General features: G+C 42.6%; 14 protein-coding genes. 6 read left to right on the top strand and 8 right to left on the bottom strand.

All coding sequences use genetic code 11. From position 1 onward, the window contains the following. Positions 1-7: 7 nt before the first annotated feature. The gene (locus P402_RS0108175; RefSeq protein WP_235188838.1) at positions 8-736 is read right to left on the bottom strand and encodes a glycerophosphodiester phosphodiesterase; all 729 of its coding nucleotides are present in this window, start codon (positions 734-736) and stop codon (positions 8-10) included. Continuing rightward, the gene (locus tag P402_RS0108170; protein ID WP_012370511.1) at positions 736-2,214 is read right to left on the bottom strand and encodes a carboxypeptidase M32; all 1,479 of its coding nucleotides are present in this window, start codon (positions 2,212-2,214) and stop codon (positions 736-738) included. The genes P402_RS0108175 and P402_RS0108170 overlap by 1 nt, the downstream gene beginning before the upstream one ends. A 144-nt stretch (positions 2,215-2,358) precedes the next feature. Between P402_RS0108170 and P402_RS0108165 the strand changes: the two genes are divergently transcribed. After that, on the top strand, positions 2,359-2,979 hold the full coding sequence (locus P402_RS0108165) for a serine/threonine protein kinase (RefSeq protein ID WP_026828223.1): 621 nt from the start codon (positions 2,359-2,361) through the stop codon (positions 2,977-2,979). A gap of 85 nt (positions 2,980-3,064) precedes the next feature. Then, entirely contained in the window at positions 3,065-3,382 is a 318-nt protein-coding gene (locus P402_RS0108160) for a hypothetical protein (protein WP_026828222.1), read from the top strand. Between the two features lie 228 nt (positions 3,383-3,610). On the opposite strand, the gene P402_RS0108150 is transcribed toward P402_RS0108160, so the two are convergent. Together P402_RS0108150 and P402_RS0108145 are read right to left on the bottom strand one after the other, a co-directional pair. After that, positions 3,611-3,979 carry a PH domain-containing protein gene (locus P402_RS0108150; RefSeq protein ID WP_026828221.1) on the bottom strand — a complete coding sequence of 123 codons (369 nt, stop codon included), beginning with the start codon at positions 3,977-3,979 and terminating at the stop codon, positions 3,611-3,613. A 93-nt stretch (positions 3,980-4,072) separates the two neighbouring features. After that, complete coding sequence (locus P402_RS0108145) at positions 4,073-4,774, bottom strand: tubby C-terminal domain-like protein (protein WP_026828220.1); 702 nt, start codon at positions 4,772-4,774, stop codon at positions 4,073-4,075. Positions 4,775-4,992: 218 nt separating this feature from the next. Between P402_RS0108145 and P402_RS0108140 the strand changes: the two genes are divergently transcribed. From P402_RS0108140 to P402_RS16350, 4 genes are read left to right on the top strand one after another with little or no spacing between them, the layout of a single operon-like run. Further along, the gene (locus P402_RS0108140; protein WP_026828219.1) at positions 4,993-5,346 is read left to right on the top strand and encodes a YciI family protein; all 354 of its coding nucleotides are present in this window, start codon (positions 4,993-4,995) and stop codon (positions 5,344-5,346) included. Next, entirely contained in the window at positions 5,343-5,723 is a 381-nt protein-coding gene (locus tag P402_RS17165; RefSeq protein ID WP_235188837.1) for a creatininase family protein, read from the top strand. Before P402_RS0108140 ends, P402_RS17165 begins: the two co-directional genes overlap by 4 nt. Continuing rightward, the gene (locus P402_RS17160; protein ID WP_235188836.1) at positions 5,696-6,034 is read left to right on the top strand and encodes a hypothetical protein; all 339 of its coding nucleotides are present in this window, start codon (positions 5,696-5,698) and stop codon (positions 6,032-6,034) included. Before P402_RS17165 ends, P402_RS17160 begins: the two co-directional genes overlap by 28 nt. Before the next feature lie 2 nt (positions 6,035-6,036). Then, positions 6,037-6,597, top strand: coding sequence for a class I SAM-dependent methyltransferase (locus P402_RS16350; RefSeq protein ID WP_081776624.1), 561 nt, complete (start codon positions 6,037-6,039; stop codon positions 6,595-6,597). A gap of 251 nt (positions 6,598-6,848) precedes the next feature. Here the strand turns inward: P402_RS16350 and P402_RS16730 are convergent, their stop codons facing one another. The 4 genes from P402_RS16730 to P402_RS0108105 form a co-directional block, all read right to left on the bottom strand. Continuing rightward, positions 6,849-7,430, bottom strand: coding sequence for a GIY-YIG nuclease family protein (locus P402_RS16730; RefSeq protein ID WP_051525136.1), 582 nt, complete (start codon positions 7,428-7,430; stop codon positions 6,849-6,851). Between the two features lie 429 nt (positions 7,431-7,859). After that, a complete protein-coding gene (locus tag P402_RS0108115) occupies positions 7,860-8,468 on the bottom strand; it encodes a hypothetical protein (protein ID WP_152538825.1) in 609 nt (202 codons plus the stop codon). A 280-nt stretch (positions 8,469-8,748) separates the two neighbouring features. Next, positions 8,749-10,563 carry a hypothetical protein gene (locus tag P402_RS0108110; RefSeq protein WP_026828217.1) on the bottom strand — a complete coding sequence of 605 codons (1,815 nt, stop codon included), beginning with the start codon at positions 10,561-10,563 and terminating at the stop codon, positions 8,749-8,751. A 76-nt stretch (positions 10,564-10,639) separates the two neighbouring features. Beyond that, a complete protein-coding gene (locus tag P402_RS0108105; protein ID WP_026828216.1) occupies positions 10,640-11,107 on the bottom strand; it encodes a Panacea domain-containing protein in 468 nt (155 codons plus the stop codon). Between the last annotated feature and the right edge of the window lie 815 nt (positions 11,108-11,922).

Here is an 11,922-nt window from a genome sequence, read left to right as displayed (position 1 = left end):
TACCTCCTTATGGGATGGATAGACTTTTCTGAAATGCTTGTGGATCGTTGACGATGACGGCGTCGATTCCGAGCTCGATCATCCGTCTGACATCCGCAGCCGTTTTCGGCGTATAGACCCGGACCTCGATCCCGGCCTGATGAGCAAGGACGACATCTTCCCTTGTCACCCGGCGGTAATCCGGATGGATCGCCTTGGCTCCGAGCAGGATGGCTTGCTGCTCCGGATGATACAACGGATACGGATAGAGAATCGCGGTTTCGATCGACGGATCAAGTTCCCGGACCGTCGCGACCGAATAGTGATTAAACGAGCTGAGAATCAGTCGTTCACCGGCAATGCCGTGTGCCCGGCACCGTTCAAGCGTGTACGCTTCGATGCCGGGATACCGGATCGTATCCGTCTTCAGCTCGATATTGAGTAAAAGATCGGTCGGCGCAAGTAATTCGAGGACTTCGTCTAGCGTCGGAATCGTCGTTTGCATCGGTCCGCCGTTCCCTTTGAACCGCGCTCCGGCATTCAGACGCTTCAGTTCAGCGAGTGTCAAATCGACGACCCGTCCCGTTCCGTCCGTCGTCCGGTTTACCGTCTCGTCATGAATGATGACCCCGACACCGTCGCGCGAAAAATGAACATCGAATTCAATGCCGTCGACATACGGGATCGCCGCTTCAATCGCTTCGAGCGTATTTTCCGGAAACCGATCACTCGCTCCGCGATGGGCGAACCACTTCATCATAATGCTTCGACGACCCGTGTATATTTCGCAGTCAGGTAATCGATTAACGGTTGGACGGAAATCGATTGTCCGGTCGCCGCTTGAATCAATTCCGCCGGTGTCTTCGCTTTTCCGTGCTGATGGATGTTGACGTTCAGCCATTCTTTGATTGGTGCCAGTGTCCCGTCGGCAATCAGTTGATCAACATGCGCGACGTCACGGCGCAACGCTTCGTTCAGCTGAGCACTGTAGACGAGTCCGAGCGCATAACTTGGGAAATAACCGAACGATCCGCCGGACCAGTGGACATCCTGCAGGACACCTTTTGCGTTCGTCGGAACATCGACTCCGAGGTATTCCTTATAAAGACGGTTCCATTCCGCAGGCAAGTCTTTGACTTCGAGTTCGCCCGTAATCAGGCGTTTTTCGAGCTCGTAACGGATGATGATATGCAGTGCATACGTCAATTCGTCCGCTTCGATCCGGATCAGCGACGGTTTGACTTCGTTGACAGCAGCATAAAACGTCTCAAACGGAACATCCGTCAAAGAAGGAATCGCTCGTTGTAGACCGGCATAGCGGGCCGACAGGAAGCCTTGGTTGCGGCCGATGAAGTTCTCAAAGAACAACGATTGCGATTCATGAATGCCCATCGAAGCTCCTTCACCGAGTCCGAGCGTATCGAGCTCCGGAGCGATGCCTTGCTCATACGTCGCGTGTCCGGCTTCATGCATCGTTCCGAAAACGGAATTGCGGTAATCATTTTCATCGTACTTCGTCGTGACACGGGCATCTTTCCGGTTGATCGTCGTCTGGAACGGATGAACGGTCTCATCGAGTCGCCCGGCCGTAAAGTCATAACCGATGTCCTGTAACCATTCGTGATTCAATCGAATCTGTGTTTCGCGGTCGGCTGACCAGTCGAGTGTCGGGAATGTTTTTCCGTCGAGCTGTTTTAACAATGTGATGATCGCTTGACGGAGTTCCGCAAACAACGGATCAAGTTCCGCGACCGTCATGCCCGGCTCGTAATCATGGAGTAACGCATCGTACGGATGGTTGTCATACCCCCAGTACTCAACGAACTTCCGTTCCATCGCGACGATTTTTTCCAAGTATGGTGCAAACAAGTCCCAATCATCCGCATCCTTCGCCTTTTCCCAAACACTTTCCGCTTCTGAAATCAAGGTGATGAACGTCTGGTATTCCGCTTCCGGAATCTTCGAGTCGCGGTCGTATGCTTGTTTCGCTTTCGCGTATGAGACCGCTTCAACGCCTGTCAACGTCTCTTGGCCCATCGCTTCGAGCAACGTCTGATACGCTGTCCCCGTCCGGCGGCGGAAACTTTCCGTCGACAGGAATCCGATCGATTTCGAACGGTTGTCGGCCGATTGTTCCGGCATGTATGTCCGCATGTCCCAGTAAAGTAACGCGACGGCTTCGTCGTATGCCCGAAGCGCCTCAAAATGGTCACGCCATTGTTGTAAAGTAGTCATTAAAATGCCCCCTTGAGCTAAGTATTGGCTGTACGTTTTCAGCATATCACAAAATGTTCAAAACTTTCACACAGGAGTCGTTTTATGAAACCATCCCCGCTTAAACGTCGTATAATATAAAAGAAGAGAAAGGAAGTGGCATGTGTGAAGACAGACTCCGAACTGGCTTTTGCCATCCATCTGGCCGAGACGCCGGAGGGATTTACGGTGACGTCCTATCCGGACCAACTGGAATGGATCGGGACAGGTCGTAGTGCTTTTGTGTTTCGAGTCACCGGAACCGACCGGGTCATTAAAAAGTTTTTCCCGTCGCACCGACATCTTGCAGCAATCGAAGGATCGATTTACGATCAATTGGATTCGTTTGCGACGTACGCCAAACAGTATGAATATGGTCCAGACTACCTCGTCATCGAATACATCGAAGGACAGACGTTGTTCGAATGTTTGATCAGCGGCACGCTCATTACGGACGATGTCATCCAAACCGTCGATCAGGCTTTAGCAGAAGCCCGCTCGGTCGGCTTGAACCCATCCGACATTCACTTACGAAACATCTTGTTGACGCCGACCGGCACGCGAATCATTGATGTCGCACGGTTCCGGCAGACGGATCCGTGTACGCAGTGGGATGACTTAAAACGGGCCTATCAGTATTTTTATGCGAAACCATACTTCCCGAAACGTTTTTCCGAATCCTTCCTGAACACGATCGCGGACGTCTACAAGGGACGTTTGTTTGAGTCGATGCGAAAGACAGGGTAAACCAAAACGACCGACAATCCAGTGACTGTCGGTCGTTGTTTTACATATAACTTCAATATTTTAACTTAAATGGAGTGATTTTCAAATGAAGCGTTGGCAAAAAATCGGGCTGTGGATTGGTGGATCCGTACTCACCTTGTTAATCGTCTTACCCCTGCTGTCTCCGGTCGTATTTTCGAATGAGACCGAGAGCGGTGCGATCCGGCATTATCTGTATGAACAGGGTCATCCGTACCAAAGTTACAGCGCCATCCTCGATAAACGAATGCTCGATCCGGAATACGGCCGGATGTATGATGTCGTGTGGTACGACTATGACAGTGAAACCGGCATGACCCCGACGATCTGTTACAGCAAAAAAACAGCACAACAGTATAGCGTCAGTTGCGGAACGGGTCCTTGAAGGATCCGTTTTTTTTGAACATTTTTCTTTTTTTACCTGTTATGACAGCTGACGGTTTGGAAGGACTACAATCGCCCGTGCCTGTATGAAATTATTTTATACACAGATTACGGGAATTGAAATAAAATTAACGGACTCGTTTCGCTCGGCAGAGGCTTGCAAGTAACGTCAAGACAACCAGCACCGCCGTTTTTTGAATTCCTCGTTTCATCGTCCAGTCTCCCCTTTTTAAAGAATCGCGTTCGCAATCAGCAAGTCAATTTTACGGACATCGACCTTTTTGTTGAGATTGATTTTGATCGTTCCGGACCGCGTGAACAGTTGGACTTCCGAGTTGATGTCAAACATCCCGCCGGCGTTTTCCGTCGAATACATATTGATTGATTTGTAAGGAATCGAATAAACTTCGACCTTTTTCCCCGTCAATCCTTGCGCGTCCCGAATGATCAACCGGTGTGTCGTAAAAATCGCTACGTCCCGGATCGTCTTATAGGCGGATAACGCTTCTTCGCCTTGAATCAATAATCCTTGCACGTCATGTGGGATGTCACACTCAGAGACAAAGGTCCATGCGAGTTGGCTCAGTGGATTGCTCATCAAAAATCGCCTGCTTTCTGCTTTTAATTTTGCTTACCTGTCTAGGATAGCTGATTTCCCTGTCTGTACCAAGCCATGTAAAATTATCCGGCTTCACTCGCGAAAATGGAGTCGAAACAAAATCATGCCAGCGAGCAGGACCGACCGTGTCTCAAGATCGGGGACATCAAACGTCAGCAGGTGCCGTTTTCGGTGACTTGTCGCAATCGTTGTCTTGTCGCGTCTCACTTCAATTCGTCGGGATAACCTAGGTGACCGGATGTGATACGTCTCATCTCGGTACGTCATCCGTAATACTTCGGAAAATTCGACGGCATGCCGAATCGTATTTTCGGTTTGGATGTCCCCGACGGTTTCGCCGCCTTCTTCGATCGTCCATTCGGTCTGATTGCTCCACCACCGTTTACCCGCTTTTTCCTCGAACCGGAGTTCGCGCTGCGAAAAATCAAAATCGATATTCAGAAAAAAATTTTCCACTTTCGGAAAAGCGACGAACCAGCGGTGCCAGGCCTGCTTAAACGTCCGGCGGTAGGAACCGATGATCGTCTCCGCTCGGTAAAGCTGTTTGATGCCTGTAGATTGACGGTCACTGAGACGCGACGTGTAACCGGTTCCGCTTCCGTTGAATGCCGCATCTTGTTTTTGTTGCCACCGTTCCACCCAAAAAAGCAACAGCGCTGCCGGGAGAAAAACGAAGACATTCCCCCACTCCGTTAAGCGGAAGATGTCAAAATATAGTCCCCGCGCCGTCAGAGCAACGACACCGAGCACAAACATACCGATACAATAGACCATTTCCCTGCTCCTTTCCTGGTGAGACCTGATTTTCAGTCTTCTGACTTTATGCTAATCGAAGGAATCTGACGCGGCAACTTTTTTCCTTTCTTCTTCCACCAAAAGAATTTTAACATCCATTTTTTAGTTAAAATGCAGGAGGTGTAACCGATTGGTCGAAATAAATACAATAGAAGTTTTTCATCCCCACCGTTCACATTTTGCAAGGAGGTCGATCCATGTTATTCCTATTGCTCGTTAAAGCATCAGACCGTTCAGAAGCCGGCCTTTTTCCGGATCCATCACTCCAGGAAGCGATGGCCGCCTTTAACCGTGACCTAGTCGAAGCCGGTGTCCGGGTCATGGCGAAAGGACTTCATCCGACACGGGAAGCCCTCCGGTTTTCGTTTCGCCGCCCCGACGAGGAGCCGGACGTCACATCCGGACCGTTTGAGCCGCCAATGGACCATTTGGCAGGATTCATTTTGATTGAGGTGGCGTCAAAAGACGAAGCAGTGGCCTGGGCAAGACGTATGCCGGATCCGCAAGGTCACGGTGAAGGACAAATCGAGTTGCGCCAAGTATTTGAATGAAGGGAAATGAATTGATGCTCAGTTATAAAAACAGTACGAAGGTTATTAAGGACAGTCAGACTGTCACCGCGATTCTCTCGGTCGGAGCGACCGAGCAGTTCGGACCGTATTTGCCGATGCATCTTGATACATTGATTGCCGAGCGCCAGGCCGCTGTTTTCGGTGAACGGTTAAACGCCTATGTCTTACCGACGCTTCCGTTTAACACCTCCGAAGAACATGCCAATCAAATCGGGACCGTCACCGTTAGCCCGACGGTGCTATCGATGATGCTCGAAGAAATCATCGTCAATCTGCACCGGAGCTCGTCGTCATCACGACGCACCGCTACCGGGCATTTGAGGAAGCGTTGGACGCGGCGGGACTTGCGGGATTAAACGAACGGCACGGCGGTCTGTTGTCCGTCGCAACCGGGATGTGGCTTTGTCCGGATCTCGTTGACCTGCAACCGATGGGCGGGGACGTTCCGCTGTCCCATTATCCGGTCGCCGATTATGTCTTTTGGGATCAACTGACGACGGACGGTTGTTGGGGATGCTTTGAACCCGGTGTCTATTCGCCGGACGAACTGGCAACCATCGGTGAGACGTTTTGGACGACCTTTACTGAAAAACGGGCGGAACACTTGAAAGAAACACTAACGACGGCGGTCCGCCTGCGAAACCTGCCGGGAAGAAATGAGGACTGATGATGAACGAAACGATTCGGACACACGACGATCTTTTGCAGATGCTTGACGCTTTACTCCGGGAACCGACCGCCTTTTGGGAAGGCTTTTATGCCGACCGGACGAAACGGATCCCCTTTTTCGTCGACAAACCGGACGAGAATCTGGTCCGCTACGTCGAACAACTTGAGATTCCGGTGAACCGGGTGCTCGAACTGGGAAGCGGTCCCGGACGAAATGCCTTGTATCTCGCGGAACACGGTAGTCAGGTCGACGCAATCGATCTTGCACAGACTTCGGTCGACTGGGCCAATGAACGTGCACGGGAGCGGCAACTCGACATTTCGTTCCGCCAAGGAAACCTTTTTGAATTGCCGTTCGAACAGGGCGCCTATGATTTTGTTTATGATTCCGGTTGTTTCCACCATATCGCCCCGCACCGCAGACACGACTATATCCGCGTCGTTTCGGATGCCCTGCGGCCGGGCGGCTGTTTTGCTTTGACCTGTTTCGTCGAAGGCGGACAGTACGGCGGATCCGACATGTTAGGTGCGAAACTAGGGACGACCACTTATGCCAAATAAAAAAACGACTCATTTTTGAGCCGCTTTGATTAAAACTTCTTTATAACGTTCCAATGCGTCTATTGAAGGCTTGTTGACTTCAATGACTTTTGTCGCCTTTTTCATTGTCAATGCAACTCCTGTTTCTCCATTTACAGACATTATATTGACGTCAAAAAATTTGTAAGGCATTTAAAAAAATTATTTTTTGATTATTAATATTCAATGTTTATATAGAAGAAAAATAAAAACGCCCGCATTTCTGCGAGCCACTAGTATCCAATACAAATTTCTTCAATAATTTCATCGTTCAAATTAAACCATTCGCCGCGAACTCTTAAATGATTATATTTTCCATGCAGTTGTTCTTCCAATTCAACAGTATAATTCGATTTAATAGCATGAATTAATTCTAGCTCATATGGCAATTTAACGGTGAAATGGTACATACGCTTTTTCAAATCTTTAGTTCTACCGATTTTAGTTAAACCGTTATCGGCTTTTAAGAAGTAAACCCATCCTTCACTCTTTTTCATTAGTTGTGGTTCAGCTGATTTTGCTGATTTTGGCTGTTCCTCTTTCCAATCGGGTCCATACGCCCTGAGCATTTCTTCGTCCAATGTTTCACTGTTATGTTTTTTTATTTCGCTGTCAGTGATATCATTTTCGATAAATTTCATCATTCCATAAACTATATCAAGCATGTCTTCTTTAGTCATTAATAATGTGTGACCATCTTGAAGATGAATTGAACCGTCTTCATGCTCTACAAAAATATAAGCAGGCGGCATGCTTCTTCCATTTCCTCTTTTGGCTGTTATTCCTTTGTCCTCATCAGTATAATATCTGTTCATCATAATCCTCCCACCATAATTATTGTTGATTTATTTTTTGTTTATATTTTACCAGAACATTACCGAAGATAATAGAACAGCTCAATAGCTTTCGGAAAAAACAAAAAATAAAATTTGCTATAAAAAAAGACTCTCACATTTTGATACGAGCGTTTTACTTATGCTTTTCGTCTAATCCAAGGATTAGCAATTCCGTTACGTTTAAAGTATCTCAAATTGTCTGCAGTGTTCCCCAAGACCCAAGACTGGCGCCAAAGTTGGTAAGCCGTCTGTGTAAGTTGCCGTTACTCGATAACCATAAAATCCATATGCCCGTGCTCCACCAAATTGAGAAGCGTTAGAAAAATCTCCAAAAGCGTTTCCAAGTCCATACGCTTGTAAAACATCAATGCCATAATAATTGATAGTTGCATCTGCATACCGAACCAATCAACATACGCCAGGTTGTAATGTAATTTCAGGAATTGCTACTGAAATGAATGTAAATTGACCAGCTACAGGCTCAGTAGATGGATTTGCTACAGGTTGTGCTTCTGCTAAAAGTTGATATAGAAAATCGTTAACATTTGAGTTATAAAATCCCATTCGAGTATTATTTCCTCCACCGGTACTGGCGTATGGAATTCCAATTCGGTCATAATTTGTTGTCTGTGTGACAATAAAGGGGAATAAATCCATATTCTTAACTCCAGCATTTACAGATTTCATTAACAATTGAGGATCCCCCATCGGACTGTTTGTAGCATATGTGCCGGGCGCTTGAAATGTAGCAAACGTAGTGAATTTATTAAAACGATTGCTTAGCTCGTCAATTGTCTGTGATTCACCAATAACGTGCGTGAAATCTGCTATGATTATGTATCCTGCACCTTGCTGTCCTTTGAATATGACAACTCCATAAGCTGGTTGAATGTCATATCCTTCAGCTGGAACTACTGAACCATTACACTTAATCACAGGAGCTGGATTTATAAGCCAGTTACGTGAAGTTCCTTCGTAAATATTATGATGCAATGTTGGGTCTTCTTGGTCTGCCACCGGAACTAGCTTGTGACCAGTCACTTCAGCGGCTTTTCAAATTCAAAGCACTTTCAACTTTATTAATGGAATGCTGAATGCCTGAAATATGCGCTGATAAAATGCCCTCGGATTTTAAGTCTTGAAAATGTATTTCTGTCATTATAGTTCCTCCGTTTTTGTTGTATTAGTATTATATTGATTTCCTTACACTTGTAAGGAACTTTACAAAGTTTATTTTCCCAATAAAAAATCCCCACTATTTAAAGTGAGGATTCTTAAATGTTATTTAGTAAAATCGTCATTTTACTTCTGTAGAGTTTGCGTCCAACTTAAATAACTTCCTTACTAATAACTGAGCAGTATCTGATATATTATTTTCAGGTTTTTTCGGTTCAGGATATTTAAGACCTAGTTCCTTATAGACACTTCTCATGACTGTTTCATCTTCAAAGAAAAGCAAGCCATATTTGTTAGAGTCAACTTTAACTTTCGATAAGATGTATTCTGAATATTTGCAGTCATCAAATTCTTTTCTCAAATTAATTTCAGTTCCTGTTTCTTTTCCATCCACATACCATAATTTATTTTGTATAGTGAATAAGCGTTGAGCATAAAGCAGAATCAATGCTTTTTGATAGCAATAGGTAAAGGTTTCTCCGTTTGACACTATCGCATATGCTTCGTTTTCGTAAATTCCTTCAATTACTTCCTTGTCTTCCAAGACGCTCGTAAATGATTTCGGATTTCTTTTCAAACTTCTCAATCCCCTGCTTACTTCCTTCCCTGTAAAATTTGTAAATAAAAATTTCACAAGAAAGCCTGTAATGGCTGGATTTGAAATCTCAATACTTTTTAGTAAATTTTGAATTATTATTATTACGATGGATATTCTATATAGTTTTTCATTTTGAATATTGTTTTTAAAAATATAAACAACATTCGTAAGATTTTTCAATTGGTTTTTGTTGACCAATTTCATAAGTAAAAAGTTAAATGCTACATGTGTTTTGTTTTCAGGTAAAGCTTTCAAACATTCAACATATATAGATATTTGTCGTTCATCATTAACATCAATTACATCTAAAAGTTCCACCAAACTCTTTTGGTATATTTTTACCAATTCAACATCGTTTTCATTGTACAATTTAGTATAAAGCGAAACTAAAGTTTTGGCTTTGTTGTAGTGCTGATTTTTGAGTAAGTTTGCTATCAACGACAAATTACTTCTTATCGCTGATTGGTACGCTTGAGAAAATTTCACTTCATCATGATTTAGTAAATATGTTGACACATGAATTGCTTCTTTTTCCCTAGAGACTTGGCTATTTAAAAAATCAAATATATTTTTAAACTCTTCAATATTTTCTTCAAATTCTTTATTCATGTTGTGGTCTGCAGCAAATTTCAAATTTTGAAATACGCTTTCCAAACTAAAATGAAATTTTTTATAATTGTCATCTAACAAATCTGCATACTTATCTGTTCTATAAAAATAATATATTGATTTTAAAATTTCAAAAGTCTGTTCTACTGAATCAGATAACATTTTATCTACTTGCATGGTACGGAATAAGTGTTTTACCAATATTAAAATTTGCCATATTAATACTATTATGGACACACCTATTATTAATAACTTTAATATTAATTGCTCTGAAACTCGCAAAGAAACAAAATACTTTGGTGCACTTAACAACTTGTTGTACTCATTGGTTATTAGCCAAGTAAAAGTTAAATTTAAAATAATTAATGATATTACTCTCGCCACAAGAGTGTTTTTATATATGTCCGTTGAACCTGAAGGAGATATAGTTTTTTGCTCTCGGTATGTAAAAACATATATAGCAGAAAGAAGTGAAATTAATATTGTAAAAGAGCCAGTTAGGTAGGTAATTGTTTTAATTATTAAATCATCGTTTAAATGATGAATTCCAAAAAAATTCGCAAACAATGATAAGTCGCAATTAAGATTAGGCACAATTTTATAAATCCATAACACAGCTAAGATAACCACTGTAAATGTTATTAAAATATTGTTTTGTATAAACTTTTGAATTATTTTATGTTTCCAATAAGCGTTGCGAGTTTGTTTATATCTTTCATCTTCAATCACTATAGTTCTCCTTTATGTGGAAAATTTGGAATTTAAATTTAAGCAAATAAAAGAGGCAATAATTTGCCTCCTTTATTTAATGCTGATATTGATTTTCTTGATACTGTTCTTTAAAATACTCTCGAATCAACTTGATTTCAATTTCATCATTTATCTCAGTATTTAACCATGGGTCTTCTTGATGTGTTAATTCCTCAAGAGTTTTCCCATCCAAATCTCCGAAATGTTCCCACACCTCTTCAATTGTAGCCATTTCTCCATCTGTCAATAAAGGGGTTTCTAAAAACAAATCTTTATTAATAAATGGTTTAGAAGTTATCGTATGATAACCAAATTCTTTATACTCAAAATAGATTTCTCGAACAACAGGTCCATGAGCCCAAGCTTCTAATTCCGCTCTAAAAAGTCGTTCACCTGTATTTATTAAATGAAATCCTTGAGCATAATAAAGCAACTTTTGTAACTTCAAAGGAGTAATAGCATAAGGAGTACTTTCAACACTTAAGTCGATAAAGTATCTCGCTACATCTTTGACTCTCGCCATAAATATCTCCTCCTATCTATACATATTGTAATACATATGTTCTTATTTGTGAATTTTTATTTAACTTATTTTATGAATGTTATGAAAGGTTAAGATAAATTTATACACTAAGCATCTAAGTAGCCAAAGAAATTTCCTATTTTATTTATTCCCCGTCTGCTTAATTTATATGCTTAAATTTCGAAAATCAATTCTTCTTCATATTCAGGTTGAGCAACTTCATAATAATCGTTACATATAGCAAAAGCATTAATCAACGAGTATAAATATGTTTTTTTATTATACAAGGATACTTTTTCTACAAATTATAAATTATCCGTTTGTTTCATCTGCACCGCTCCCCATTCGTGTATCATCATCGAGTTATCGAAAAATAACCGCTTCTGCATAACAACTTGGCGCAATAATTAAACACCATATTAATAGCTGAATTATCGTCTCCTACTAATAAATCTAGCCCCAAAATACATTGACTTCCTTCCCAATTTAAATTCCGACGAGGGCGTATAGCATGCTTTCACATTTTCAATTGGCTCAATCGTATGCCCTGCATTTGTTGTTAGAAAATATTTAAACGTTTAGTTTTAAATTCATTTTGTTTATGTTCTTGCATGACGGCACTTTTTTGGTCAGCAATAAGCGCTTCTCGGTCAACTTCCCATATCAGTGGATTGGTAGCCTTTAGTGCTCCAATGCTTGTACATTCAAGTGTTGGTTCTCGAGCAGATAACATAGCAAATAATTTCTAATTTAAGTAATCGCTGTCTAAGTCCAAAGAGCTTTTCGCTGTTTCGACTTCGACAGACATTCCACTC

Origin of the sequence: Exiguobacterium sibiricum 7-3 (genome assembly GCF_000620865.1) — a bacterium.
Taxonomy (GTDB): Bacteria; Bacillota; Bacilli; order Exiguobacteriales; family Exiguobacteriaceae; genus Exiguobacterium_A; species Exiguobacterium_A sibiricum_A.
This window is presented reverse-complemented; position numbering and strand designations above follow the sequence as displayed.

What these genes read in the sequence shown, in the direction of transcription:
- P402_RS0108175 (WP_235188838.1), bottom strand. Translation starts at nt 736, where the DNA reads ATGAAGTGGTTCGCCCATCGCGGAGCGAGTGATCGGTTTCCGGAAAAT.
- P402_RS0108170 (WP_012370511.1), bottom strand. Translation starts at nt 2,214, where the DNA reads ATGACTACTTTACAACAATGGCGTGACCATTTTGAGGCGCTTCGGGCA.
- P402_RS0108160 (WP_026828222.1), top strand. Translation starts at nt 3,065, where the DNA reads ATGAAGCGTTGGCAAAAAATCGGGCTGTGGATTGGTGGATCCGTACTC.
- P402_RS0108150 (WP_026828221.1), bottom strand. Translation starts at nt 3,979, where the DNA reads ATGAGCAATCCACTGAGCCAACTCGCATGGACCTTTGTCTCTGAGTGT.
- P402_RS0108145 (WP_026828220.1), bottom strand. Translation starts at nt 4,774, where the DNA reads ATGGTCTATTGTATCGGTATGTTTGTGCTCGGTGTCGTTGCTCTGACG.
- P402_RS0108140 (WP_026828219.1), top strand. Translation starts at nt 4,993, where the DNA reads ATGTTATTCCTATTGCTCGTTAAAGCATCAGACCGTTCAGAAGCCGGC.
- P402_RS17165 (WP_235188837.1), top strand. Translation starts at nt 5,343, where the DNA reads ATGAAGGGAAATGAATTGATGCTCAGTTATAAAAACAGTACGAAGGTT.
- P402_RS16350 (WP_081776624.1), top strand. Translation starts at nt 6,037, where the DNA reads ATGAACGAAACGATTCGGACACACGACGATCTTTTGCAGATGCTTGAC.
- P402_RS16730 (WP_051525136.1), bottom strand. Translation starts at nt 7,430, where the DNA reads ATGAACAGATATTATACTGATGAGGACAAAGGAATAACAGCCAAAAGA.
- P402_RS0108105 (WP_026828216.1), bottom strand. Translation starts at nt 11,107, where the DNA reads ATGGCGAGAGTCAAAGATGTAGCGAGATACTTTATCGACTTAAGTGTT.